This is a genomic window from Arthrobacter sp. SPT-J7, from assembly GCF_059089965.1.
On record NZ_JBNHFF010000006.1, the window covers coordinates 230,451 to 255,491 of the forward strand.

A 25,041-nucleotide genomic window follows, 5' to 3' on the forward strand; every position below is an offset into this window, starting at 1 on the left:
CCCACTGGAATAGAGTTAGTAGCGCGGGTTCATGAAACGATCAACTCGCGTCGACCCGTTCGGTCAACACAACACATAGGGGGCTACCGGTGGCGGATGTGAGCATTGAGTTCTGCGGGGAGTGGTATGAACCCAAGGACGACGACGTGTTCACTATTGGGCGCGAAGGCGATCTGGAGATCGACGACAATCCGTACCTGCACCGCAAGTTCCTGCAGATCGTCCGCTACGACGACATCTGGTGGCTGTCCAACGTCGGATCGCTGATCTCGGCCACCGTCGCCGATTCCACCGGCGGCATGCAGGCCTGGCTGGCGCCGGGCGCGCGGATCCCGCTGGTCTTCAGCTTGACGAACATCGTGTTCACCGCCGGCCCGACCACCTACGAGCTGTCCGTCCACGTCAAGACGCCGTCCTTCCGCCAGGAACATCGGGACACCGACGCGGTGGGGGAGACCACCATCGGCCCGGTGATCTTCACCGATTCGCAAAGGGCGCTGATCCTGGCCCTGGCCGAGCCCATGCTCAAGCGCGACGGCACCGGACTGAGCTCGATTCCGTCGTCCTCACAGGCGGCCGCCCGGCTGGGTTGGCCGCTGACCAAGTTCAACCGCAAGTTGGACAACGTCTGCGACAAATTGGACCGCGTGGGCGTTGCCGGGCTGCGCGGCGGCGGCGGCAAGCTCGCCACCAACCGGCGGGCGCGGCTGGTCGAACACGCGGTGACCTCCCATCTGGTCACCGCAGCCGACCTTCCGCTGCTGGACCAACAGTTGGATGCCGAAGACTAAGCAGCACACCGCCGCACCTGCTGCAGCCACCGGGTGCTGCCGCGGGGCTGGAAGGCAGGCACCGTCGTCGTCGCCTGAACGGCACTCCTGGGGCAAGATAGTCAGGTGAGCACAGTCGAAACTTCTGCCAGCGAGACCCCCAGCGACGCGATCCGGGACGAATACGAGCAGCTGACCGAGAATGTCCGCAAGTACCGCTACGCGTACTACAACGAGGACGCCCCGCTGGTCTCGGACGCCGAATTCGACGCGCTGTACCGGCGGCTGGAAGAAATCGAGGCGCTGCATCCGGAACTGGTGGCCAATGACTCGCCCACCCAGGAAGTCGGCGGCGAGGTTTCGGCCGCCTTCGCCCCGGTGGAGCACCTGCAGCGGATGTACTCGCTGGAGGACGTCTTCTCGCTGGACGAGCTCAAGGCCTGGGTGGACCGTGCCACCGCCTCCGTGGCGAACCTGGGCAACGGCCGGAAACTGCGCTGGCTCAGCGAAGTGAAGATCGACGGGCTGGCCGTGAACCTGCTCTACCGCAACGGCGAACTGGTGCGGGCCGCCACCCGCGGTGACGGGACCACCGGCGAGGACATCACCCACAACGTGCTGACCATCGGGGACATCCCGCGCAAGCTCACCGGCAGCAACTTCCCCACCGAGGTGGAGATCCGCGGCGAAATCTTCATCCCCACCAAAGACTTCCTGGCCCTGAACGAACGGATGGTGGAGGCCGGCAAGGCGCCGTTCGCCAACCCGCGCAACTCTGCGGCCGGCTCGCTCCGCCAGAAGGACCCGAAGGTGACGGCGGAGCGGCCGCTGCACATGTTTGTCCACGGGATCGGCGCCCGCGAAGGCCTCGAAGCGGAAAGCCAATCGGATACCTACGAGCTGCTGAGCGGCTGGGGGCTGCCCACCAGTCCCTACTTCAAAGTGGTGGACAGCTACGAGGACGTGCTCGAGTTCATTGAGCATTACGGCGAGCATCGCCACGACCTGCTGCACGAGATCGACGGCATTGTGGTCAAGGTGGACGATTTCGGCCTGCAGCGGGCGCTCGGCCACACCTCCCGGGTGCCGCGCTGGTCGGTGGCGTACAAGTATCCGCCGGAAGAGGTCCACACCAAGCTGCTGGACATCCGGGTGAACGTGGGCCGCACCGGCCGGGTCACGCCCTACGGCGTGATGGAGCCGGTGAAGGTGGCCGGCTCTACCGTGGAAATGGCCACCCTGCACAACCAGGACGTGGTCAAGGCCAAAGGCGTGAAGATCGGCGACATCGTGGTGCTGCGCAAGGCCGGCGACGTGATCCCCGAGATTGTCGGCCCGGTCATGGCGCTGCGCGAGGCGCAGGATCCGCCGGTGCGCGACTTCGTGATGCCCACCGACTGCCCCTCCTGCGGCACGCCGCTGGCGCCCGGCAAGGAGGGCGACGTCGATCTGCGTTGCCCGAATGCCAAGTCCTGCCCGGCGCAGCTGACCGAGCGGGTGGCCCATCTGGCCGGCCGAGGCGCCTTCGACATTGAGGCACTGGGCTATGAGGCAGCGCTGGCGCTGACCCGTCCGGCCGAACCCGAGCAGGCCCCGCTCACCAACGAGGCCGGGATCTTCAGCCTCAAGCCCGAGGACCTGGCGGACGTGCGGATCCGGCGCGAGAAGAAGGTTCAGGGTGTGCCCACCGGCGAGACCGAGCTGGTGCCCTACTTCTACACCAAGGGCACCGCCAAGAAGCCCTCGGTTCCCACGGCCAATACCAGGAAGCTCTTCGAGGAGCTGGAGAAGGCCAAGACCCAGCCGCTCTGGCGCGTCCTGGTGGCTTTGTCCATCCGGCACGTGGGTCCCACCGCTTCCCGAGCCCTGGCCACGGCCTTCGGCTCGATGGACGCCATCCGGGCCGCCAGCGAAGACCAGCTGGCGCATGTCGACGGCGTCGGTCCCACCATCGCGGCGGCGCTGAAAGAGTGGTTCGCCGAGGACTGGCATGCCGGGATTGTCGATGCCTGGGCGGCAGCCGGTGTGCGGATGGCCGACGAGGTGGACGAGAGCATGCCCCGCACGCTGGAAGGGCTGACCGTGGTGGTGACGGGTACGCTGCCGAACTTCAGCCGTGACGAGGCCAAGGAAGCGATCATCATCCGCGGCGGCAAGGCCTCTGGCTCCGTCTCGAAGAACACCAGCTATGTGGTGGCCGGCGAGAACGCGGGGACCAAGCTGGACAAGGCCGAGTCCTTGGGCCTGACAGTGCTGGATGAGGACGGTTTCCGCCGGCTGCTGGAAACCGGCACGGCATGACGGGGGAGCGGCCAGGGCCCGCCGCCAGCTGGCAGCAGTTGCTCTCCGCCCTGGCCAGCGAGCGGCTGCGCGGGCTCTACGCCGCCCTGGTGCTGGGCCAACATCCGGAGATGACCCCCAAGGAACGGCAGAAGCTGGTTGCCTCCGGCCTCGTGACGGACGACGGCGGGGCCCTCGCCGTTGCTCCGGACGTCTTCAAGGCAGCGCTGGCGGCGGCGCGGACGCCGGGGCCTACCGGACCGGAGCGCTTCCTCGCCGGCGGCCTGGTGGTGCTGCCGCACCGAGCGGCCGACCGGCTGGAACTCTTGGGCTACCTGCGCGACCGCGTCATCGCGGCCGGGGAAACGATGACGGAAAAGGAATTAAACGCCAAGCTGGCGGCGTTCACGGAAGACGTGCCGATGCTCCGGCGCGCCATGGTGGACTACGGGTTCCTGGTCCGTGAGCCGGATGGCAGCGCCTACCGCCAGGCGACTGTGACCGGTTGACGGGGTCGCTAACGAGGGTCCCGCGCAAGGCCGTTGCCCATCGACTCGCGGAGTAGACCGAACCGGAAATGTAGACGTGACTCGCATCACCGGCCATGGGAGCATGGAGGTGTGGAGCGGCCATGAACGAGTTCTTCGCCGATGGTTTTCCCTGGTGGTTCATCTGGGTTGGCTTCGCCGTGGTCTCCGGCATGGGACAGCACGCCAAACGCGTCAAGCGCCAGCAGACCGGGAACCGGGCCGGGGGCCAGCGTCGGGAAACGGCTTGGTCGGAAGCAGCCCGGCGCGAGTCGGAGCGGCGGCATGCTGCCGCTGCCGCCCAAGAGCAGCGGCTGCGCGACACCGAGAAGCTGATGGCGGACCATCACGCGGTCAACGTCCGCTGGCTCGACTATGAGCTGGATGTAGCGAAACTGATCGATTATCCGATGATGTCCGACGTGCGGGAACCGCTGACCGTGGCCTTTTTGCGCGCCAAACGGACCGCCGACGGGCTGCTGCCGGTCACCGCGGCGGAAACCGCCACCGACGAGCGGCTTCACGAATACCGCGAAGCCGTCCGCGCCTTTGAGGTCGCGTTCGACATTGCCGAACGCGAGGCCCGCCGGATCCGCGACCAACATTTCACCGGCCCGGAACGGCTGCGGCTGAACACCGCCCGGCGGCTGCTGACGATTGCGGTGGACCGGGCTGCCACTCCGGCCGAGCGGCAACTGGCCTACGGCCGGGCGCGCAAGGAACTGGACGGGCTTTTGGCCCTGCCCGCCGAGGCGCTTGCAGCCCTGCAGCGGCAGGTGCATCCCGAATTGCTGGCGAAGCCCGACCCGCCAGCCGGTCCGCGGCGTGGCGACCACCCGGAGCAACGGCCTGGTCCCATCGCCGACCCGCAGCCCGGCTGACCGGACAAACAACCGCATTGGCGTGCACCGCCCGAGGTGCGGAAAACTGGTCAGGCAAGTACCGCCGTCGTGCTTCCCCCCATCCCTGACTTCCAGCTAGGACGCCCTTTACTCCCATGCACATCTCCATCCGCCCTGCCACCACTGCTGATTACGACGACGTGGCGCGCCTGACGCGCGAGGCATACCTGGCCGCGGGCCATTTTCCGGCAGCCGACCATCCGTACCTGGTGCACATCTCCGACGTGGCGCACCGTGCCGCGCATGCCGAGATCTGGGTGGCCGAGCGCGGCGGAGAAGTGGCCGGCGCGGTGACGCTGGCACTCGCCGGCGGCGAATACGCGGACATCGCCCGGGAAGGCGAGCTGGAGTTCCGGATGCTGGCGGTCGATCCGGGGCTGCAGCGCTCCGGCGTCGGGAGGGCGCTGGTGGAGGCGATCGTGGAACATGCCCGCACCCTGGAGGGGATCGACACGGTGAGCCTGACCACCGGCAGCGACTGGACCGCGGCGCACCGGCTGTACGAATCGCTGGGATTCGACCGCGTGCCGGAGCGGGATTGGCCGGTGCCCGGAACGGACATCCGGCTGCTGGTCTTCGCCAAGCGGCTTTAGGCCGCCGCGCACGCTCTCCACCGTTTCCTCCGCTTCTGTGGGAATTCCAGACCGTCCTGCGCCGGTAGACTGAACAGGAAAAGCAATCCATCCGCGTAGGAGACTCATGTCTGAGATCAATCGTGCGGCGGTGGCGCATCTGGCGCGCCTGGCCCACATTGAGATGACCGCCGAAGAACTGGACAAGATGGCCGGCGAACTCGACGTCATTGTCGATTCCATTAAGTCCGTCCAGGAAGTTGCCCGGCCCGACGTGCCGGCGACCTCGCACCCGATCCCGCTGGCCAACGTGTTCCGCGAAGATGTCGTGGGCGAGACCCTGAGCCAGGAACTGGCCTTGGCGAACGCACCGGACGCGGCCGACGGCCGGTTCAAGGTTCCGGCCATCCTGGACGAGGAGTAGGACGCACCGATGAATGAATTGATTACCAACAGCGCAGCGAAGCTGGCTGAACTGCTGGCCGCATCCGAGGTGTCGTCGACCGAGGTCACCCAGGCACACCTGGACCGCATTGCCGCCGTCGACGGCGACGTCAACGCCTTCCTGCACGTGAACACCGATGAGGCGCTCGCCGTCGCAGCCGAGGTGGACAAGGCCCGCGCCGCCGGCGAAGAACTGCACGCCCTGGCCGGTGTCCCGATCGCGATCAAGGACCTGATTGTTACCGTGGGCCAGCCCACCACCGCAGGCTCGAAGATGCTCGAGGGCTGGATGAGCCCGTACGACGCCACCGTGATCCAGAAGATCCGGGCGGCGCGGATGCCGATGCTGGGCAAGACCAACCTGGACGAATTCGCGATGGGCTCCTCCACCGAGCACTCGGCCTTCGGCCCCACCCGCAACCCCTGGGACCTGGAGCGCATCCCCGGTGGCTCCGGCGGCGGTTCCGCGGCCGCGGTAACGGCGTTCGAGGCGCCGCTGGCCCTGGGCACGGACACCGGCGGTTCGATCCGCCAGCCGGCCGCGGTAACCGGGTCGGTGGGCGTGAAGCCGACCTACGGCGGTGTCTCCCGCTACGGCGCCATCGCGATGGCCTCGTCACTGGACCAGATCGGCCCGGTCACCCGGACCGTGCTGGACGCTGCGCTGCTGCACGAGGTCATCGGCGGGCACGACCCGGCCGACTCCACCTCGCTGACCGATCCGGTAGGCGCGCTGGTCGAGGCCGCCCGGAACGGCGATGTGCGCGGCATGCGCATCGGCGTGATCAAGGAACTGCAGGGCGAAGGCTACTCCGCCGGCGTGCAGGCCCGCTTCGACGAAGCACTCGAGTTGCTGCGCGGCGCCGGCGCCGAGGTGGTGGAAGTGTCCTGCCCGAACTTCAAGTACGCGCTGGGCGCCTACTACCTGGTGATGCCCTCGGAGGCCTCCTCCAACCTGGCCAAGTACGACGGCGTCCGCTTCGGGCACCGGGTGCTGCCGGAAGACGGCCCCCTGACTATCGAGCGCGTGATGGGCGCCACCCGCGCCGCCGGCTTCGGCGACGAGGTCAAGCGCCGCATTATCCTGGGGACCTACGCCCTGTCCGCCGGCTACTACGACGCCTACTACGGCTCGGCGCAGAAGGTCCGCACCCTGGTGCAGCGCGATTTTGCCGCAGCTTTCGAAGCCGCGGACGTGCTGATCTCGCCGACCGCCCCGACCACGGCATTCAAGCTGGGCGAAAAGCTGGACGATCCGATGGCTATGTACCTCAACGACGTGGCCACCATTCCGGCGAACCTGGCCGGTGTTCCGGGCATTTCGGTGCCCGGCGGCTTGGCCGACGGACTGCCGGTGGGCATCCAGTTCCTGGCTCCGGCCCGTGAAGATGCCCGCTTGTACCGCGCCGGCGCCGGCCTCGAAAACCTGTTGGAAGCCACGTGGGGTGGCCCGCTGCTGGCCCAGGCTCCCGCTCTCGGAGGTGTGAAGTAAATGGCTGAAACTCAAGAACTGGTCGCCTTCGACGAGGCGATGGCGAAGTACGATCCCGTCCTCGGCTTCGAGGTCCACGTTGAGCTGAACACGAAGACGAAAATGTTCTCGGCAGCTCCGAACGCGTTTGGTGATGTGCCGAACACGAACGTGTCGCCGGTGGACCTCGGCCTGCCCGGCGTGCTGCCCGTGGTCAACAAGTCAGCGGTGGAGTACTCGATCATGATCGGGCTGGCGCTGAACTGCAAGATCGCCGAGTCCTGCTTCTTCGCCCGGAAGAACTACTTCTACCCGGATACCCCGAAGAACTTCCAGACGTCCCAGTATGAGGACCCGATCTGCTACGACGGCTACTTGGACATCGAGCTGGAAGACGGCGAAGTGTTCCGCGTGGAGATCGAACGGGCCCACATGGAAGAGGACGCCGGCAAGCTCACCCACATGGGCGGCGCCACCGGACGCATCCAGGGCGCCGAGTACTCGCTGGTGGACTACAACCGCGCCGGCGTGCCGCTGGTAGAGATCGTCACCAAGCCGATTGTCGGTGCCGGCTCCCGTGCTCCGGAACTGGCCCGCGCTTACGTGGCCGCGGTCCGCGAGATCGTCAAGAACCTGGGCGTCTCGGATGCCCGGATGGAACGCGGCAACGTCCGCTGCGATGCCAACGTGTCCCTGATGCCGAAGGGCGCCACGCAGTTCGGCACCCGCTCGGAGACCAAGAACGTGAACTCGCTTCGTGCGGTCGAACGTGCGGTCTATTTCGAAATCCAGCGCCACGCCGCGGTGTTGGAATCCGGGCAGAAGGTTGTCCAGGAGACCCGTCACTGGCACGAGGACACCCGGTCCACCACCTCCGGCCGGCCGAAGTCGGACGCCGACGACTACCGTTATTTCCCGGAGCCGGATCTGGTGCCCGTCGTCACCACCGAAGAGTGGATCGAGGAACTGCGTGCCCGGCTGCCGGAGCCGCCGGCCGAACGGCGCAAGCGGCTGAAGGCCGACTGGGGCTACTCGGATGCCGAGTTCCGCGACGTCGTCAACGCCGGCGTGATGGATTCGATCGAGGAGACCATTGCCGCCGGTGCCTCCGCCGCAGTGGCCCGCAAGTGGTGGATGGGCGAGATTTCCCGCCGTGCCAAGGAAGCCGAGGTTGAACCGTCGGAGTTGGGCGTGAGCCCGCAGACGGTGGTGGAACTGGACCGTCTGGTGCAGGCCGGCAAGATCAACGACAAACTGGCCCGCCAGGTGCTTGACGGCGTGCTCGCCGGCGAAGGCAGCCCGGAAGAGGTTGTGGAGAAGCGCGGCCTGGCCGTGGTGTCCGACGATTCGGCGCTGCTGGAAGCGATCGACGCCGCGCTGGCTGCCCAGCCGGAGGTGGCGCAGAAGATCCGTGGCGGCAAGGTCCAGGCTGCCGGAGCCATCGTCGGCGGAGTCATGAAGGCGACCCGTGGACAGGCCGACGCCGGCCGCGTGCGCGAGCTCATCTTCGAACGCCTCGGCGTTCAAGGTTAGTCGGGGCAGAGCCAGTGCATCCCATTGCTTGCAGCTCTGCCGGGACCGATGTCGGCCCGGTTCCCCAGCGCGTCGCACGCCGGGGCACGTCCGCCGGCACCGATATTGGACCGACGCCGCTGACCTAGCGGTCCCACAGCCATCGCCTGAGGTCGACAACGCCCCTGCCGTTACCGGCGGGGGCGTTGTCTGTGCAGCAGGCGAGTGAGCAGGCGTGTCTGGCTGGCCCCGGATGCTTCCGAATGATCTGATGGGAGTTCCCGCATTAGATCAGCAGGCACGCGATCGTCGGCGCCACGGCGGGGCTCTGCCTCACGATTGAAGGAAGTACGGACCAGATGGCCTTGATGCCCGCTGCGGAGATCGACATCAGCAACGACCTGGTGCAGCGGTTGCTATCCGACCAGTTTCCGGACCTGGCCCGGCACCCCCTGGTTCGGGTGGCCAACGGGTGGGACAACGTCACGTTCAAACTCGGCGGCGAGTTGGCCATCCGGCTGCCGCGCCGCGAGGCAGCCGCTGAGCTGCTGGTGAACGAGCAGCAGTGGCTGCCGTCGCTGGCCCCGGGGCTGCCGGTCGCCGTGCCCGCCCCGGTGCGCTGCGGCAAGCCGTCGTCGTACTATCCCTGGTCCTGGTCGGTGGTGCCGTGGCTCGAGGGCCGGGCCGCCTGGCGCCTCTCGGCGGAGGAACGGCGCTCGCTCGCCCCCGGGTTGGCCGCATTCGTGGCTGCACTGCACGTGCCTGCGCCGTCCGGCGCGCCGGTGAATCCGGTCCGCGGCGTGCCGCTGGCCTCGCGCAGCGCAGCCGTCCTGCAGCGGTTGGATTCGGGCGCGGTTCCGCAGGCCGAGCGCGTCGCGGCGCTGTGGCGTCAGCTCTCGGCCATGCCGGCCTGGGACGGGCCGGCGCTGTGGCTGCACGGCGACCTCCACCCGGGCAACCTGGTGGTGGAGGGCACCCGGCTGGCAGCCGTGATCGACTTCGGCGACATCACCGCGGGGGATCCCGCCACCGACCTGGCCGCCGCCTGGCTGGTATTCGATGCCGTGGGACGCCGGGAGTTCATCGCTGCGGTCGAATCGCGCACCGATGTGTCAGCGGAGAGCTGGCAGCGCGGCCGCGGCTGGGCGTTGGCGATGGCCACGGCGCTGCTAACCTCCTCCGACGACAACCGGTTGTTGCGCTCCGTGGGGGAGCGGGCACTGGCCGAGGTGCTGTCCGGCAACTAGTCGCTGTACCGAACCCGCAGTAGCATGACGGCACTGCGAGACAGATTGGTGGATCGGAGGAGGGACGATGCCCGGAGCCGGAGGATTGCGGCTGCACGCCACGGTGCTCGGCGCCCCTGATCCGTTGGCCCTGGCGGACTTCTACGGCCGGCTTCTGGGTTGGGTCATTCGCACCAAGGAACCGGACTGGGTCACGCTGGCCAACCCGAACGGCGGCCCCGGGCTGTCCTTCCAGTTGGAAGACGACTACCGTCGGCCGGTCTGGCCCGAAAAACCCGGCGAACAACAAATGCTGATGCACCTGGACATTCTGGTGGATGACCTGGCCGCAGCTTGCGAGCAGGCAGAGGCCGTTGGCGCCGAGCTGGCGGAATTCCAACCGCAGGACGACGTCCGTGTCTACTTCGACCCGGCCGGCCATCCGTTCTGCCTCTTCGAGAACTAGAAACGCACCGCCGCCCGCGAGCCCTCAGCCGCCGCCGTCGAACAGCCGGGAGCGGATCAGGAAGCGCTTGCCCTCCGGCGCCTCCACCGAGAACCCGCTGCCGCGCCCGTCCACCACGTCCACGGTCAGATGCGTGTGCTTCCAGTACGCGAACTGTTCCCGCGACATCCAGAAGTCAAGGCTTCCGCGGTTGGGAAGGTCGAACGTTCCCAGCAGCACGTCCGCGTCTGCCGTGAGGAATTCGCCCGCCGGATAGCACATCGGCGACGACCCATCGCAGCAGCCGCCGGATTGGTGGAACATCAGAGGCCCGTGGGTCTCCCACAGTTTCTGCAGCAACCCGACGGCCGGAGCGGTCAGCGCTACCCGGGAAAAGTCCTCCCCGGGCAGCGCTGCCGTGGCCTCGAGCGCCGCCTCGTGTTCGGCAGCGGGAGGGGCAGATGCACCCGGCCGCTGCGGTGAAGCAGACGCCATGACAGAACCTGTCTCTAGAAGAAGCCGAGCTTGTTCTCGTTGTAGCTGACCAGCAGGTTCTTGGTCTGCTGGTAGTGGTCCAGCATCATCGCGTGGTTTTCACGGCCAATGCCGGAGGACTTGTAGCCGCCGAACGCCGCTCCCGCCGGGTAGGCGTGGTAGTTGTTCACCCATACCCGGCCGGCCTGGATTTCGCGGCCGGCCCGGTAGGCCACGTTGCCGTTGCGGCTCCACACCCCGGCGCCCAGCCCGTAGAGGGTGTCGTTCGCGATCTCCAGGGCCTCCTCGTAGTCGCCAAACCGTGTCACGGAGACGACAGGTCCGAAGATCTCCTCCTGGAAGATGCGCATGCTGTTGTCGCCCTCGAAGATGGTCGGCTTCACGTAGTAGCCCTCGGCCAGGTCCCCGTCCAGAATGTTGCGTCCGCCGCCGGTCAGGACCTTCGCCCCCTCCTGCTTGCCGATGTCCATGTAGGACAGGATCTTCTCCAGCTGGTCGTTCGAGGCCTGCGCACCGATCTGGGTGTCCGTATCCAGAGGATTGCCCTGGATGATCGCCTCGGTCCGGGCCAGCGCGTCGGCCATGAACGAGTCGTAGATGGAATCCTGCACCAGCGCCCTGGACGGGCAGGTGCAGACTTCGCCCTGGTTGAACGCGAACAGCGTGAAGCCCTCCAGCGCCTTGTCGTAGAACGCGTCGTTTTCGGAAGCCACGTCGGAGAAGAAAATGTTCGGGCTCTTCCCGCCCAGCTCCAGGGTGACCGGGATCAGGTTCTGGGATGCGTATTGGCTGATCAGCCGGCCGGTGGTGGTCTCGCCGGTGAAGGCGATTTTTCGGATCCGCGGGCTGGACGCGAGCGGCTTGCCTGCCTCCACGCCAAACCCGTTGACCACGTTGACCACGCCGGCCGGCAGGATGTCCGCGATCAACTCCATCAGCACCAGGATGGACGCGGGGGTCTGCTCCGCAGGCTTAAGCACGACGGCGTTGCCCGCCGCGAGCGCGGGCGCCAGCTTCCAGGTGGCCATCAGGATGGGGAAATTCCACGGAATGATCTGACCGACCACACCCAGCGGCTCGTGGTAGTGGTAGGCGGTGGTGTCGTCGTCGAGCTGCGAGAGCCGGCCCTCCTGGGCGCGGATGGCGGAAGCAAAATAGCGGAAGTGGTCGGCGGCCAGCGGGATATCGGCCGCCAGCGTCTCGCGCACGGCCTTGCCGTTGTCCCAGGTTTCCGCCACGGCCAGCAGCTCGAGGTTCTCCTCGATCCGGTCGGCGATCCGGTTTAGCACCGCTGCCCGGTCCGCCACCGAGGTCTTCCCCCAGGACGGCGCCGCCTTGTGCGCGGCATCCAGGGCCAGATCGATGTCTTCGGCGGTGCCGCGTGCCACCTCGCAGAACGGCTTGCCGGTCACGGGGGAGATGTTCTCAAAGTACTGGTTTTTCACCGGGGCAACCCATTCACCGCCGATCCAGTTCTCGTAGCGCTGCTTGAAGCTGACCGGTGATCCCTCGGTTCCGGGCTGGGCGTAAACAGTCATGTTGACTCCTTCGGCTTCGGTTCCGGACCACGCTGGTCCGGGCAGACTGCAGTGTCTGTGGTGATCAGCCTAGGGAAGGCAAGGTTGCATCGAGGTTGCACGCGCCTTGGCCCGCTTAGCCGTCGGCGGTCAGCTGTCCCCGGCCTCCAGCTGCTCCAAGCGGGCGACGACGCCGGCCCGCCTGGGTGAGCGCGGCGGCAGGAGGCGGAGCGCCGCGTGCCAGGCATCGCCGTCGTTCTTCGCTTCAGGCAGCTGAAGGTAGCGCATCACCGAATCCGGCGAGGCACTGCTGAGCACTGACTCGCGCAGCGTGGCGCTGACGTGGTGGCGGAAATCGACGATGCCCGGCGCCTCGGACGCCGGAATGATCTGGCCCTGGTACAGATCGAGGGCCTGGCGGTAGGAGCCGCGGGCCAAGCACTGCAGGACCCGCTGCGCGTCAACGGCCAACGGCTGGCGCAACCGGTACGGCCGCGATTCGGGGACCGCGGTCGGGCTGAGGCCGGCCAGCAGTTTGCGCAGCCGGACCATTTCGGCCCGCAGCGTGGCGCCGCGGGCGTGCGGGTTGACTTGGTCGGCCAGTTGCTCGGCCGTCAGGCCGGCCGGGTGCAGAGCCATCAAGGTAAGGATCTCGGTGTGACGCTGAGACAATTCGATCCGCCGTCCGGCCAGCTCCAACATGCCATGGTCCCGGCCGGTGACGGTGAGCCCGGCAGGCTGTTGTCTCGCCCGGCGGCTGGGCGCCGCTTGCAGGCGGATGATCCGCAGCTCGGCCTCGGCCGCAGCCACTGCCGCCCGGACCAACGAGAGCGTGTGTGGAGCGGCGGCTTCCTCCCGGCCGGTCAGATCCACCACGCCGAGAACCGCGCCGGACTCGGGATCATGGATGGGGACGGCGGTGCAGCTCCAGGAATGGACCGCCCTGCTGAAATGTTCGGCGCCGGCAATCTGCACCCCGTGGCCTAAAGCGAGGGCAGTGCCGGGGGCGCTGGTGCCCACGGATGCCTCGGACCAGTCGGTGCCCGGCATGAACATCATGCCCTCCGCGCGTTCCCTGAGCTGGGTGTCTCCGTCCACCCAGAGCAGGCGCCCGTGTTGGTCCCCAACGGCCACCAGCATGCCCGCATCCTGGCTGGGTTCAACCAGCAGTCGGCTGAAGACAGGCATGATGGCGGACAAGGGATGGTTCCGCCGGAAGGCGTCCAGTTCATCGTCGGTCAGGACCAGCCGCGCCAACGCGCGGTCCGGATCGGTGGCATGCCGCAAGGAGCGTTGCCACGAGTCGCGCACCACGGGGCGCAGTCCTCCGAGGCGCAGGCTCCCGGGACCGCCGGCCAGCCGTTCCCGAGCAAGCCCTTCGTGGGCGATGTAGGCCCGGTCCTGCACGGGACGGGACGCTGGCTGGGCAGAGTACGGCACTGGAGATCCCCCTTGTACCGGATCACTGCCACGGATCTGTGGCAGGAGTCACAGTGTAGCCTGCGCTGATCGGGGCGATCCACCGTGCCGGGGCGCCCGCTCCCGCACACCGTCCGGCCCGGCGGGAGGCCGCAGCAGGCACGCGCTGGGCGCCGGCCCTGCGGGCGCGAAGGCTCAGGCCGGCACCAGTCGCAACGGCAGCGAGGCGTAACCCTTGAGCGTGTTGTGCAGGTACGGGACCGGTTCGCCGGTGAGTTCGATCCGCTCCACGTTATGGGCCAGCCAGGTCAGCACAACGTGCATCTCCAGCCGGGTGATCGGCTGACCAACGCAGCGGTGGATGCCGTTGCCGAAGGCGATCATGCTGGCGGCGTCGCGTTCAATCCGGAAGACGTCCGCATCCGGCCCGAACTGGGCCTCGTCCCGGTTGGCCGAGCCTAGGAACAGGGCCAGCTTGCTGCCGCCCGCCAGGCTGACCCCGGCGATCTTCGTGTCAGCGGACGTGGTCCGGTAGAAGGACTGGAACGGCGACTCGAAGCGCAGCACCTCATTGATGGCCAGCGACACCATCTGCGGGTTTTTGCGCAGGATGCGCCACTGTTCCGGATGCTCGGCAAACAGCTTGAGCGCGTTTCCGATGCCGATCACGGTGGTGTCCAGACCGGCCGACAGCAGGGCCCTGACCACCAGCGGTGCCATCTCCGCCGGCAGTTCGCCGCGGTCCACGTACTGCCACAATTGTTCGCCCATGCCGCCGGGGCTGAGATTTTCCCGCCGCGTCCGATCCATCACCCACTCCGGTGTCCCGGCACCTTGTTCGAAGTAGTAGCGGTGGCGTTCGTTTTCCGGGCCGAAGTGGCTGAAGTTCATCGCGCCATGGGTCAGCAGGTTCGCCTCGCGGCCTTCCCGCGGGATGCCCACGGCGTCGCCGAAAGCCCGGAGCGGGAACACTTCGGCCAGGTCTTTAATTCCGTCGATCGAACCGCGCTCCAGCAGTTCCGGCAGCAACTCGCCTGCATAGGCTTCGAATCCGGACCGCAGCGCGCGGGTTCCCTTGGGCGAGATCACCCCGGCCATGGCGTCCCGCATCAGCGTGTGCCGCGGCGGGTCGGATTCGAGGATGCCTTGTGGCCGCCAGTTCGGTTCCTTGAGCAGGTCCTTGGGTCCCACACCGGCGGCGGAGATGAAGGTCCGGTGGTCGGCGAGGATGTCGCGGCACTCGGCGTAGCGCGCGAAGGCCGGCACCTGGTACTTCTCCAGCCAGACCGCCGGGCCCGCTGCGCGCATCCGGCTGAACAGGCTGTACGGTTCGGCCAGCACATCGTCCGAGTACGGGTCGTCGGCCATCGCCGGAAGGATCTGGTGCGTAGTGGTTGCCACGGGCAGGTCTCGCTCACGTCGAAGGGAAGAAGTGCCTGCCAGCAAAGCTACAACTCCGTTGGCCGGACGGACAGTGTGACGCGCTCCACTTCTCCAAGACTCTTCCGTAGAGTTTCCCTAGTGACCCGGGCCACAGCCCGGGCGGCCGCATGTTCCCGGCCGGACCGAGAGAAAAGGACAACAGGTGAAGGCGCTCTTCAAGTCCGGCCCACAGGCCGGCTTCGAGCTGGTGGACCGGCCCGAACCGGAACCCGGTTTCGGCGAGGTCAAGATCAAAGTCATGACCACCGGCATCTGCGGCACCGATTTGCACATCCAGGCGTGGGACGACTGGGCAGCGGGCGCAGTGAACACTCCGCTGATTCCGGGCCACGAGTTCTATGGCGAAGTCGTGGCCGCGGGCCCGGGCGTTCGGGACGTGCAGATCGGGGACCGGGTCTCGGGCGAGGGGCACATCGTCTGCGGCACCTGCCGCAACTGCAGGGCCGGCCGGCGGCAGATGTGCATCCGCACGGTCAGCGTGGGGGTGCAGCGGGACGGCGCCTTCGCCGAGTACGTGGTGATACCGGAAACCAATGTCTGGGTGCACACCGATCCGGCTGTGACGCCGGAACTGGGCGCCATCTTCGACCCGTTCGGCAATGCCGTCCACACCGCCCTGAGCTTCCCGCTGGTCGGTGAAGACGTCCTGATCACCGGTGCCGGACCCATCGGGCTGATGGCGATTGCCGTGGTCCGCCACGCGGGAGCGCGCAAGATCGCCGTCACCGACGTGTCCGCGCCGCGGCTGCAGTTGGCCAAACAGATGGGCGCCGACATGGTGGTTGATGTCAGCCAGACCCGGCTGGCGGAGGCACAGCGGCAGCTGGATCTGGCCGAAGGCTTCGACATCGGACTGGAGATGTCCGGCCGCGCCTCCGCGCTGCGGGCGATGATCGACAACATGACCCACGGCGGCCGGATCGCCCTGCTGGGCCTGCCGGCGGAGGACATCAGCATCGACTGGGCCAAGGTGGTCACCCACATGCTCACGCTTAAAGGCATCTACGGCCGCGAGATGTTCGAAACCTGGTACGCGATGAGCGCCATGCTTTCGTCCAGCCCCGCACTGCACGCGGCGATTTCCTCGGTGATCACGGATGTGCTCCCCGCCGCCGAGTGGGAGCGCGGGTTCGAGACGGCGCGGCACGGCGAAGGCGGCAAAGTGGTCCTCGACTGGACCCGGAGCTAGGGAAGGCAAGCATGTACGGAACACTCAAGGAGCAGCTGGCCGCCGAACTGGACGAGATCCGCGATGCCGGACTGTTCAAGGCAGAGCGCCGCATCACCACACCGCAGTCCAGCCACATTGCAGCGGGCCCGGCGGGCGGATCCACCCGCGACGTGCTGAACTTCTGCGCGAACAACTATCTGGGCCTGGCCGACCATCCGGAGATCATTGCGGCCGCGAAGGCCGCGATGGACGAACGCGGGTTCGGCATGGCCAGCGTCCGGTTCATCTGCGGCACGCAGGACCTCCACCTGCAGCTGGAACAGGCGGTGTCCCGCTTCCTCGGAACCGAGGACACCATTCTGTTTTCGTCCTGTTTCGACGCCAACGGCGGGGTCTTCGAGTCGCTGTTCGGTCCTGACGATGCCATTATTTCGGACGCGCTGAACCACGCCTCGATCATCGACGGCATTCGGCTGTCCAAGGCGGCGCGCTTGCGCTACGCGAACCGGGACATGGCCGAACTCGAAGCCCGGCTGCAGGAGGCCGCGCAGCTGAACGACGGCGCGGGCGCCAGACGGACCGTCGTGGTCACCGACGGCGTCTTCTCGATGGACGGCTACCTGGCCCCGCTGGAACGGATCTGCGACCTGGCCGGGACCTACGGAGCACTGGTGATGGTGGACGACTCGCACGCCGTCGGCTTCATGGGGGCCAGCGGCGCGGGAACGCCGGAACATGCAGGGGTCTCGGACAAGGTGGACATCTACACCGGAACCTTCGGCAAAGCCCTGGGCGGCGCCTCCGGCGGCTACGTGTCCGGACGCCGCGAAATCGTCGCCATGCTCCGGCAGAAGGCCCGCCCCTACCTGTTCTCCAACTCGGTGGCCCCGGCCATCGTCGCGGCCACGCTGAAGGCGCTGGAGCTGGTGGGCGGTTCGGCCGAGCTGCGGTCCCGGCTGCAGGACAACACCGCGCTGTTCCGGCGCCGGATGGCGGAGGAAGGCTTCGACCTGCTGGAAGGCGTGCACCCGATTGTCCCGGTAATGTTCCACGACGCCGTCCTCGCCGGCCGGACGGCCGAGGCCATGCTGGACCACGGCGTGTACGTCACCGCCTTCAGCTACCCGGTGGTACCCCAGGGCGCGGCGCGGATCCGTGTGCAACTGTCGGCGGCCCACACGGCGGGGGACATCGAAGCGTGCGTCGCGGCCTTCGTCGCCTCCCGGCAGGCGGTACAGCCGGCGTGAGCGCGATCAGCTGCGACGTCCTGGTCATCGGCGGCGGCATCGCCGGGCTGTCACTGGCCGCCGAACTCGCCGGCCGGGTCCGCGTGGTGCTGGCGGAGGCTGAACCGACGCTGGGCTTCCACACATCAAGCCGGTCGGCAGGGCAGTTGGTCCCCAGCTACGGCCCGCCCGCCATCCAGCAGTTGACTGTGCGGACCCTGGACCTGCTGCACCGCCGGGACAGGGAGGCCGGGCTGCAGATCCTCAGCCACCGGTCGTTCCTGCTGATCGGATCGCAGGCGGCAGTAAAGGAGCATGCCAGCGGCCAGATGGAGTTCATCGACCCGGCCGGTGCACGGGAGCTAAGCCCGGAACTGCGGCCCGATTCGTTCGAAGCCGCCGGGCTGGACCGGACCTCGTTCGGCTGCCGCACCGACGTTCTGCTCGAGCACCACCACAGCACGGCGCGCGCCGCAGGGGCACGGTTCCTGACCGGGGCGCGCGTCGACAGCGCCCGCCGGCGCGGCAGCGGCTGGGAGGTGGCCGCGGGTCAAGAGATGATCGAGGCCGGAATTGTGGTGGACGCTGCCGGTGCCTGGGCGGACCAGGTGGCGGCGCTGTTCGGGGCGAAGCCGATGGGGTTGGTGCCGTACCGGCGGACCGCAGCGGTGGTGGACGTGGCGTGGCCGCTCTCACCCGGACAGCCCATGGTGGCTGCGGCGGATAACAGCTTTTACTACCGGCCGGAGAACGGACAAGTGTTGATTTCTCCGTCCGAAACCGAGCCGAGCGAACCCGAGGACGCCCGCCCGCGGGAGGCCGACGTGCAGCGGGCCATAGCCCACATCGGCCGGTGCACCACGCTGGCCATCACCGGCGTGGCCAGAGCCTGGACCGGGCTACGGACAGAACCTGCCGACGGGCATCCGGTGGTGGGCTTTGACGCCGAGGCCGAAGGCTTCTTCTGGCTGGCAGGGCAGGGCGGTTACGGCTTCCAGACCTCGGCCGGAATCGCCGAGCTCGCGGCGGGACTGATTCTGGGAGAGCACGACGGCGCCGGTGACGTTCCCGCTGCGCTCAGCCCCCGCCGTCGTACTTTGCCGCTGTAGAAGGACGCTGCCCGGCGCTGCTATACGGGCTGTCCGGCGGCCTCGGCCTCGAAGGCGCCGTAGAAGCGCAGCCCCAGTTCCCGGGCACCGGCAGCGTTGTAGTGGATCTGCCCTTCGTCCTGGCCGGCGCCGGAGGGACCCTCGACGAACGCCGTCCGCGGCCGGAGCGAGGGGATGGCACGGTGGGCCGCATCGATGCCGCGGCGCCTCGGATCGCTGGGGAGCCACTCCGGCACCATGCCGCCGATCAGGAACGGTGCTGGCCCCAAGCCCTCGCGGACCAGGTCGATGATCTGCAGCAGCTTGGCCTGGTACCACGCCTGGGAGGAACCCAACACGGCGTCAGCCTCGCCTTGGTGCCAAAGGACCGCGGCCAGCCGATTGTGCGGATTCAGGGCCAGCGCGCGGCGGCCGGCCTCCAGCGCGCGATGGAACAGATTGGTCCGCGCACTGGTGTCGTCCGGGTCCCAGGAGTAGTCCGGGTTGCCGGTGATCGACGTGCCGCCCAGGGCCGCGGGCACCAGCAGCACCTTGCGGCCGGCCGGCTGGGCCAGCCACAGCTGGCGGGCGAATTCGAGCCCGGGGCCGACGGCGGGCCGGCCATCCACCCGCACGCTGGCGACGTGGCAGAGCGGTTCGCTGGCGATGATGACCTGGCCTGCGTGTGGACCGGAAGCGGCCAGCTGGTCGATGCCGTCCAACTCCACATCAATCGCAGGGTCAAAAGGCAGGCCGCAGCCCTGCATGTTGGACTGGCCCAGCAGCAGGACCACGTCGTAACCTGCCTGCCGGGGGTCGATCCGCCCGTTCGGGCTGGTTTTCGCCGCCGGAGTGGCCGTCGGGGCCAGGAGCTGGACCAGCGCTCGGTGGGTGGCCGACGTCGGATCGAGGACCAGCCGGGCGAGCTGCTCGTCGCCGGACACGGCATCCGGCCGGCCCGCCGCTGCCGCGCCAGCCGTGCCGAGGACCCCGGCGCCGATTCCGGCGGCGAGGACAGGGACGGTTCTCTGCAGCAGCTTGCGGCGGCTTGGCCGGGCCTCGGGTATCTCGGCGCCCATGCTGCAGGTCCTTCTCCGGCGCCGGCCCCCAATGATCCCGACGTTGGTTCCGGCCCGGCGATCCGGAACCAACGTATTTCCGGCACCAGTGTAGTGCCGTTCGGGTCAGTTCAGTGCGCTGCCCGCGGCCTGCTCGACGGCGTCCAGCAGCACGCCGCTGTCCACCAGCAGGCGGACGGCCTCGATCTCCGGGGAGAGATACCTGTCGGTGCCCGGCCCCGCCACCACGGTGCGGATTTCACGGCGCACGGCGGTGACCGCCGGCGCGGACTTGGACGAATCCACGCCGCCGTCGCGCATGTCCAGGGCACGGGCGCTGGTGAGCAGTTCGATGGCCAGCACCCGGGTCAGGCCGTCCAGGGCGCGGCGCAGCTTCAAACCGGCGGACCAGCCCATCGAGACGTGGTCTTCCTGCATGGCCGAGGACGGGATCGAGTCCACCGATGCCGGATTGGCCAGCCGCTTGAGCTCGCTGACAATCCCGGCCTGGGTGTACTGGGCGATCATGTGCCCGGAATCCACGCCCGGGTCGTCGGCCAAAAAGGCATTTAGTCCGTGGCTGCGCGCACTGTCCAGGAACCGGTCCGTGCGCCGTTCGCTCATCGAGGCAAGGTCCGCTACGGCGATGGCCAGGAAATCCAGCGCGTAGCCAACCGGAGCACCATGGAAGTTGCCGTTGGACTCCACCCGGCCGTCCACGGTGACCACGGGATTATCGACGGCGGAGGACAGCTCGTACCCGGCCACCGATTCCACGTGGGCCAGGGTGGCGCGTGCTGCGCCGTGCACCTGCGGGGCGCAGCGCAGCGAATACGCGTCCTGGACCCGGGTGAACCGGTGCTGGCCGTGCTTCTGCTCCTCGATCAGCGCGGAGCCCGCCAAGACGGTCCGCATGTTGGCGGCGGCGGCAATCTGGCCGGGGTGCGGCCGGAGCGCGTGCAGGTCTTCGGCCAGCACCGCGTCGGTACCCAGCAGGCCTTCAATGCTCATGGCGGCGGCGAGGTCGGCCGTCTTCAGCAGCCGGTGCAGGTCCGCCGAGGCCATGATCAGCATGCCCAGCATCCCGTCGGTGCCGTTGATCAGCGCCAGGCCTTCCTTCTCGCGGAGTTCCACCGGTTCCAGCCCGGCGGCTGCCAGCGCCTCGGCGGCAGGCACCAGTTCACCCTGGTTGTTGCGGACCTGCCCTTCGCCCATCAGCGCGAGCGCACAGTGGGCCAGCGGGGCCAGGTCGCCGGAGCAGCCCAGCGAACCGTATTCGCCGACAACGGGGGTGATGCCGGCGTTGAGGATCCCGGCATAGGCCTGGGCCACCAGGGGGCGGACGCCGGTGCGGCCGGTGGCCATGGTGGACAGCCGGTTGAGCATCAGCCCGCGGATGACCTCCCGGTCCACTTCGGCGCCGGAGGACGCGGCGTGGCTGCGGATCAGGCTGCGCTGCAGTTGCGTGCGCAGCTGAACCGGGATCTGTTTGGTGGCCAGGGCGCCGAAGCCGGTGCTGACTCCGTAGTGCGGCACGTCGTCGTCCACCAACGCCTCGATCACCTTGCGCGATGTGGCCATCGCGGCGAGCGACTCCTCGCTGAGTTCCACGGCGGCACCGTGACGGGCGACGGCGACGACGTCGGCGGGGGAGAGCGGTCCGACGGAAACGGAGACGGAAACGGTCTGGAGCTGGGACTGGGACATGGTGCCTTTCAAGCTGTGACGGGCGGGACGGGTGCGGGCGCGGGGACTAGTCGGCGATCAGCGCTTCATAGTCGGGGTCGTTCTTCAGGACCCCGTATTTAACCGCGGCCGACCCCAGTTTCTGCAGGCCTTCCTTGTTGATCTCCGGATACCAGCGGGACATCACGACGGTCTCTGCGAGCTCGGGCGTGATCTTGGCGTAGTCCTGGATGACGGAGCGCACCTCGTCGTCGTTCTCCGCAGCGAACTGGAAAGACTTCTCCAGTGCCCGGCGGAAGCGCTCCACGAGTTCGGGATTCTCCTGCATGGTCTTCTCCGACGTGAAGTAAAAGGCCGAATCGAAGTCCTCGGCGAGGTCCGTCATCGGGCTGGCCACGATCTCGCCGCCGGCCTCAAGGATCTGGGTGCGGAAGGGCTCTGTGGTCCACGCTGCATCGACGTCGCCGCGCTCCAGGGCCGCCGGCATGTTGGGGTAGGGCATCTCCACGAAGTCGACGCCGTCCGGGTCGCCGCCGGCTTGCTCAACGGCATTCCGGATGGTGACATCGGCAAAGTTGTTCAGTGCGTTGACGGCAACCGTTTTGCCCACCAAATCGGCCGCGTCCTCGATTCCGGCTTCCGGCATGGCGGCGACCTCGGTCACGTCTTTGCCGGGGACGTTGGTGGAGCTGGATCCATTGGAGACCACCGTGATCGGCAGCCCCTTGTCTCGTGCGATCAGCAGCGAGACGACGTTGGAGTAGCCGAACTGGTATTCGCCGGTCATCACCGCCGGGACGATCGCGGCACCGCCCTGGGCCAACTGGACAGAGAGCTGGATGCCTTCGTCCTCGAAGTAGCCCTCCTGAATGCCCAGATACACCGGGGCCACGTCCGTGATCGGGATCAGCCCCAGATTCACCTGGTCCAGCTGAGCGTCAGCGGACGGGGCCGCAGGTTGCGTCCCGCCACCGGTCGACGAGGGGCTGCCGGAGCCGCAGCCGGTCAGCAGCAGGGCACCGGCCAGCACCGCTGCCGAAGCGGTAGCCAGAAGGGGGCGGCGGACGGTGGGGGCCGCGGACAAGAGTGGGCGCATCAAGGTCTCCTTTGTCTGCCGATGCATGGCATGACCGTTTCTCAGAGTGAAACGAATCGACTGATACCCGAAACTACCCAGCCAACGTGCCGGGGTCAATACTTTTTCTGAACTTCTTGCCGCTGGATGAAATCGATGTTTTACTGGCTGCAACAAAGTCGATCCCAGCGGAGGAGCAGCATGGTGCCGAAATCGGGCGCGGATCCCACCACCAGGGCGGCCGACCGCGCGCTGGCCCTGCTGCGCATCGTCTGCGAGAACGACGGCGTCAAGCTTGCCGATGCGGCCAAGGCCGTCGGCTTGTCCGCCTCAACGGCGCTGCGCCTGCTGCGCACACTGGAAGCCAACGGATTCGCGGCCAAACGCGGTAACGCCTTGTATCGTCCGGGCTTTCGGATGGTGCAGCTCGGCGTGCAGGCGCTGAGCCATGAGTCGCTGGTCGACGCCGGTCGGGATGTCCTGCGCACGTTGGTGGACCGGACCGGCGAATCCGCGTACCTGAGCGTGACTGCCGGCAACGAGCACGGGCTGTACGTGGCCATTGAAGAAGGCACCCACACCGTGCGGCACGTGAACTGGGTGGGCCGGACCTTCCCGATCGCGGGCAGCGCTGCGGGAGCGGCACTCAGCGGGCAGGTCGGCCGCGGCACGTTCACCGTCATGGCGGACAGTGTGGAGGCCGACGTGACTGCCGTCGCGGCTCCCGTCTTTGCCGGAGACAAAGTCGTCGCGGCGCTGAGCATCGTCGCGCCGAGTTACCGCACCACAACCGAGGCAGCCGAAAAATTCGGACTGCTATTGGCCGAACAAGCCGGCGCACTCTTCACCGAGCCGGAACCTACGTCCTAGCTAGATACGTCCCAGCCACCTTCGTCCCATCCAGAAAGGGCACAACAATGACGTTCACCCAGCACGATCCCTCCCGGACGATCCGGGCCTCCCGCGGCACCACGCTGACTGCTAAGAGCTGGCAGACCGAGGCGCCGCTACGGATGCTCATGAACAACCTGGATCCCGAAGTGGCCGAGCGCCCCGAGGACCTCGTGGTCTACGGCGGAACCGGCCGCGCCGCGCGGTCCTGGGAAGCCTATGACGCGATCGTCAAGACGCTGGCGGACCTGGAAGAGGATGAGACGCTGCTGGTGCAGTCGGGCAAACCGGTCGGCGTGCTCCGGACCAACCCCTGGGCGCCGCGGGTGCTGCTGGCCAACTCCAACCTGGTGGGGGACTGGGCAAACTGGCCGGAGTTCCGCCGCCTGGAAGCCGAGGGCCTGATGATGTACGGCCAGATGACCGCCGGTTCCTGGATCTACATCGGAACCCAGGGCATCCTGCAGGGCACCTTCGAGACTTTCGCGGCCGTCGGGTCCAAGCTGCACGAGGCCGGCAAGACCGGTTCCTCCACGCTGGCCGGAACGCTGACACTGACCGGCGGCTGCGGCGGCATGGGCGGGGCCCAGCCGCTGGCGGTCACCCTCAACGACGGTGCCTGCCTGATCGTCGACGTGGATGAAGCGAGGCTGCGACGCCGGGTGGGCAAGCGCTACCTGGACGAGGTCGAGACGGACCTGGACACCGCCATCGCCAAGGTCATGAAGGCCAAGGAAGAAGGCCGCGGCTGGTCCGTGGGCTACGTGGGCAATGCCGCCGAAGTGTTCCCGGAGATCCTGCGCAGGCACCGGGCCGGCGAGCTCACCGTGGACGTGGTCACCGACCAGACCTCCGCCCACGATCCGCTGTCCTACCTGCCCGAGGGAATCTCGGTGGCCGACTGGCAGCGCGAGGCGCAGGCAGATCCCGAGGGGTTCACCAAGAAGGCGCAGGCTTCGATGGCCCGGCACGTGCAGGCGATGGTGGAGTTCCAAGACGCCGGCGCCGAGGTCTTCGACTACGGCAACTCCATCCGCGACGAGGCGCGCAAGGGCGGCTATGAGCGGGCCTTCGAGTTCCCGGGATTCGTTCCGGCCTACATCCGCCCGCTCTTCTGCGAGGGGCTCGGCCCGTTCCGCTGGGTGGCCCTGTCCGGCGATCCGAAGGACATCGAGGTCACCGATGCCGCGCTGAAGGAACTCTTCCCGGAGAACGAACACCTGCACCGCTGGCTGGACGCCGCCGCCGAACGGGTGGAATTCGAAGGACTGCCGGCGCGCATCTGCTGGCTGGGCTACGGCGAGCGCCACCAGGCCGGCCTGCTGTTCAACCGGCTGGTGGCAGAAGGCAAGGTCTCGGCGCCGATCGTGATCGGCCGCGACCATCTTGACTCCGGGTCTGTCGCTTCGCCCTACCGCGAGACCGAGGCCATGGCCGACGGGTCCGACGCCATCGCCGACTGGCCGCTGCTGAACGCGCTGACCGCGGCGAGCTCCGGGGCCACCTGGGTCTCCATCCACCACGGCGGCGGCGTCGGCATCGGACGTTCGATCCACGCCGGCCAGGTCTCCGTCGCCGACGGCACGGAACTGGCGGCGCAGAAGCTGGAGCGGTTGCTGACCAACGACCCGGGCATGGGTGTGATCCGGCATGTGGATGCGGGTTACGATCGGGCGGTCGAAGTGGCGGCGGAACGTGGTGTCCGAATCCCTATGGCGGACTAGCGGATGGCCTGCGCCGGCTTTCGCCGGAGCCGGAACCGCACGCCGCTTAGACACCTCCGCTCGTTCCTCGCTGCGGCGATGCGCGGCTTAGCGGTTCCG

Annotated in this window: 22 protein-coding genes; 15 read left to right on the forward strand and 7 right to left on the reverse strand. The window is 67.8% G+C overall.

Annotation, left to right across the window (positions count from 1 at the left end):
- The first annotated feature begins 89 nt into the window (after positions 1 to 89).
- From AC5RWX_RS12320 to AC5RWX_RS12365, 10 genes are all read left to right on the forward strand, one after another.
- The gene (locus AC5RWX_RS12320; protein ID WP_493957254.1) at positions 90 to 791 is read left to right on the forward strand and encodes a hypothetical protein; all 702 of its coding nucleotides are present in this window, start codon (positions 90 to 92) and stop codon (positions 789 to 791) included.
- A gap of 105 nt (positions 792 to 896) precedes the next feature.
- A complete protein-coding gene (ligA, locus tag AC5RWX_RS12325) occupies positions 897 to 3,071 on the forward strand; it encodes an NAD-dependent DNA ligase LigA (RefSeq protein ID WP_494097491.1) in 2,175 nt (724 codons plus the stop codon).
- The gene (locus AC5RWX_RS12330; RefSeq protein WP_494097492.1) at positions 3,068 to 3,559 is read left to right on the forward strand and encodes a DUF2087 domain-containing protein; all 492 of its coding nucleotides are present in this window, start codon (positions 3,068 to 3,070) and stop codon (positions 3,557 to 3,559) included. Before ligA ends, AC5RWX_RS12330 begins: the two co-directional genes overlap by 4 nt.
- 122 nt (positions 3,560 to 3,681) lie before the next feature.
- The gene (locus tag AC5RWX_RS12335) at positions 3,682 to 4,458 is read left to right on the forward strand and encodes a hypothetical protein (RefSeq protein ID WP_494097493.1); all 777 of its coding nucleotides are present in this window, start codon (positions 3,682 to 3,684) and stop codon (positions 4,456 to 4,458) included.
- Positions 4,459 to 4,574: 116 nt separating this feature from the next.
- Positions 4,575 to 5,072, forward strand: a complete 498-nt coding sequence (locus tag AC5RWX_RS12340) for a GNAT family N-acetyltransferase (protein ID WP_494097494.1) — start codon at positions 4,575 to 4,577, stop codon at positions 5,070 to 5,072.
- 106 nt (positions 5,073 to 5,178) lie between these two features.
- Entirely contained in the window at positions 5,179 to 5,475 is a 297-nt protein-coding gene (gatC, locus tag AC5RWX_RS12345) for an Asp-tRNA(Asn)/Glu-tRNA(Gln) amidotransferase subunit GatC (RefSeq protein ID WP_493941692.1), read from the forward strand.
- Between the two features lie 9 nt (positions 5,476 to 5,484).
- Entirely contained in the window at positions 5,485 to 6,987 is a 1,503-nt protein-coding gene (gatA, locus tag AC5RWX_RS12350; RefSeq protein ID WP_493941693.1) for an Asp-tRNA(Asn)/Glu-tRNA(Gln) amidotransferase subunit GatA, read from the forward strand.
- The gene (gene gatB, locus AC5RWX_RS12355) at positions 6,988 to 8,499 is read left to right on the forward strand and encodes an Asp-tRNA(Asn)/Glu-tRNA(Gln) amidotransferase subunit GatB (protein WP_493944320.1); all 1,512 of its coding nucleotides are present in this window, start codon (positions 6,988 to 6,990) and stop codon (positions 8,497 to 8,499) included.
- 338 nt (positions 8,500 to 8,837) lie between these two features.
- The gene (locus AC5RWX_RS12360; RefSeq protein WP_494097495.1) at positions 8,838 to 9,725 is read left to right on the forward strand and encodes an aminoglycoside phosphotransferase family protein; all 888 of its coding nucleotides are present in this window, start codon (positions 8,838 to 8,840) and stop codon (positions 9,723 to 9,725) included.
- 67 nt (positions 9,726 to 9,792) lie between these two features.
- The gene (locus AC5RWX_RS12365) at positions 9,793 to 10,170 is read left to right on the forward strand and encodes a VOC family protein (RefSeq protein WP_493957257.1); all 378 of its coding nucleotides are present in this window, start codon (positions 9,793 to 9,795) and stop codon (positions 10,168 to 10,170) included.
- Between the two features lie 24 nt (positions 10,171 to 10,194).
- Here AC5RWX_RS12365 and AC5RWX_RS12370 read toward each other — a convergent pair whose 3' ends face one another.
- The 4 genes from AC5RWX_RS12370 to AC5RWX_RS12385 all read right to left on the reverse strand — a co-directional run bounded on the left by AC5RWX_RS12370 (position 10,195) and on the right by AC5RWX_RS12385 (position 14,981).
- Entirely contained in the window at positions 10,195 to 10,644 is a 450-nt protein-coding gene (locus AC5RWX_RS12370) for a DUF779 domain-containing protein (RefSeq protein ID WP_493957258.1), read from the reverse strand.
- Positions 10,645 to 10,658: 14 nt separating this feature from the next.
- Positions 10,659 to 12,182: an acetaldehyde dehydrogenase ExaC gene (gene exaC, locus AC5RWX_RS12375; RefSeq protein ID WP_493957259.1), complete on the reverse strand. Its 1,524-nt coding sequence runs from the start codon at positions 12,180 to 12,182 to the stop codon at positions 10,659 to 10,661.
- A 129-nt stretch (positions 12,183 to 12,311) separates the two neighbouring features.
- Positions 12,312 to 13,601, reverse strand: a complete 1,290-nt coding sequence (locus AC5RWX_RS12380; protein WP_494097496.1) for a helix-turn-helix domain-containing protein — start codon at positions 13,599 to 13,601, stop codon at positions 12,312 to 12,314.
- Positions 13,602 to 13,775: 174 nt separating this feature from the next.
- Positions 13,776 to 14,981: a cytochrome P450 gene (locus AC5RWX_RS12385; RefSeq protein ID WP_494097497.1), complete on the reverse strand. Its 1,206-nt coding sequence runs from the start codon at positions 14,979 to 14,981 to the stop codon at positions 13,776 to 13,778.
- A gap of 184 nt (positions 14,982 to 15,165) precedes the next feature.
- Here AC5RWX_RS12385 and tdh point away from each other — a divergent pair, with 184 nt between their 5' ends.
- Genes tdh through AC5RWX_RS12400 form a run of 3 tightly spaced genes read left to right on the forward strand, consistent with a single transcriptional unit; the run spans position 15,166 to position 18,529 of the window.
- Entirely contained in the window at positions 15,166 to 16,212 is a 1,047-nt protein-coding gene (tdh, locus tag AC5RWX_RS12390; RefSeq protein ID WP_493957262.1) for an L-threonine 3-dehydrogenase, read from the forward strand.
- Between the two features lie 11 nt (positions 16,213 to 16,223).
- Positions 16,224 to 17,441: a glycine C-acetyltransferase gene (locus AC5RWX_RS12395; RefSeq protein WP_494097498.1), complete on the forward strand. Its 1,218-nt coding sequence runs from the start codon at positions 16,224 to 16,226 to the stop codon at positions 17,439 to 17,441.
- Positions 17,438 to 18,529 (forward strand): NAD(P)/FAD-dependent oxidoreductase, encoded by a 1,092-nt coding sequence (locus tag AC5RWX_RS12400; RefSeq protein ID WP_494078526.1) that lies wholly within the window; start codon positions 17,438 to 17,440, stop codon positions 18,527 to 18,529. The genes AC5RWX_RS12395 and AC5RWX_RS12400 overlap by 4 nt, the downstream gene beginning before the upstream one ends.
- Positions 18,530 to 18,549: 20 nt before the next feature.
- Here the strand turns inward: AC5RWX_RS12400 and AC5RWX_RS12405 are convergent, their stop codons facing one another.
- The 3 genes from AC5RWX_RS12405 to AC5RWX_RS12415 all read right to left on the reverse strand — a co-directional run bounded on the left by AC5RWX_RS12405 (position 18,550) and on the right by AC5RWX_RS12415 (position 22,348).
- Positions 18,550 to 19,587, reverse strand: coding sequence for a sialate O-acetylesterase (locus AC5RWX_RS12405; protein ID WP_494078527.1), 1,038 nt, complete (start codon positions 19,585 to 19,587; stop codon positions 18,550 to 18,552).
- Positions 19,588 to 19,692: 105 nt separating this feature from the next.
- Positions 19,693 to 21,273 carry a histidine ammonia-lyase gene (gene hutH, locus AC5RWX_RS12410; RefSeq protein ID WP_493944310.1) on the reverse strand — a complete coding sequence of 527 codons (1,581 nt, stop codon included), beginning with the start codon at positions 21,271 to 21,273 and terminating at the stop codon, positions 19,693 to 19,695.
- A gap of 46 nt (positions 21,274 to 21,319) precedes the next feature.
- Positions 21,320 to 22,348, reverse strand: a complete 1,029-nt coding sequence (locus AC5RWX_RS12415; RefSeq protein WP_494078528.1) for an ABC transporter substrate-binding protein — start codon at positions 22,346 to 22,348, stop codon at positions 21,320 to 21,322.
- 180 nt (positions 22,349 to 22,528) lie between these two features.
- On the opposite strand from AC5RWX_RS12415, the gene AC5RWX_RS12420 reads away from it, so the two are divergent.
- Both AC5RWX_RS12420 and hutU read left to right on the forward strand, forming a co-directional pair.
- Complete coding sequence (locus AC5RWX_RS12420) at positions 22,529 to 23,197, forward strand: IclR family transcriptional regulator (RefSeq protein ID WP_493940685.1); 669 nt, start codon at positions 22,529 to 22,531, stop codon at positions 23,195 to 23,197.
- A 47-nt stretch (positions 23,198 to 23,244) separates the two neighbouring features.
- Positions 23,245 to 24,942: a urocanate hydratase gene (gene hutU / locus AC5RWX_RS12425; protein ID WP_494097499.1), complete on the forward strand. Its 1,698-nt coding sequence runs from the start codon at positions 23,245 to 23,247 to the stop codon at positions 24,940 to 24,942.
- Positions 24,943 to 25,041 lie beyond the last annotated feature (99 nt).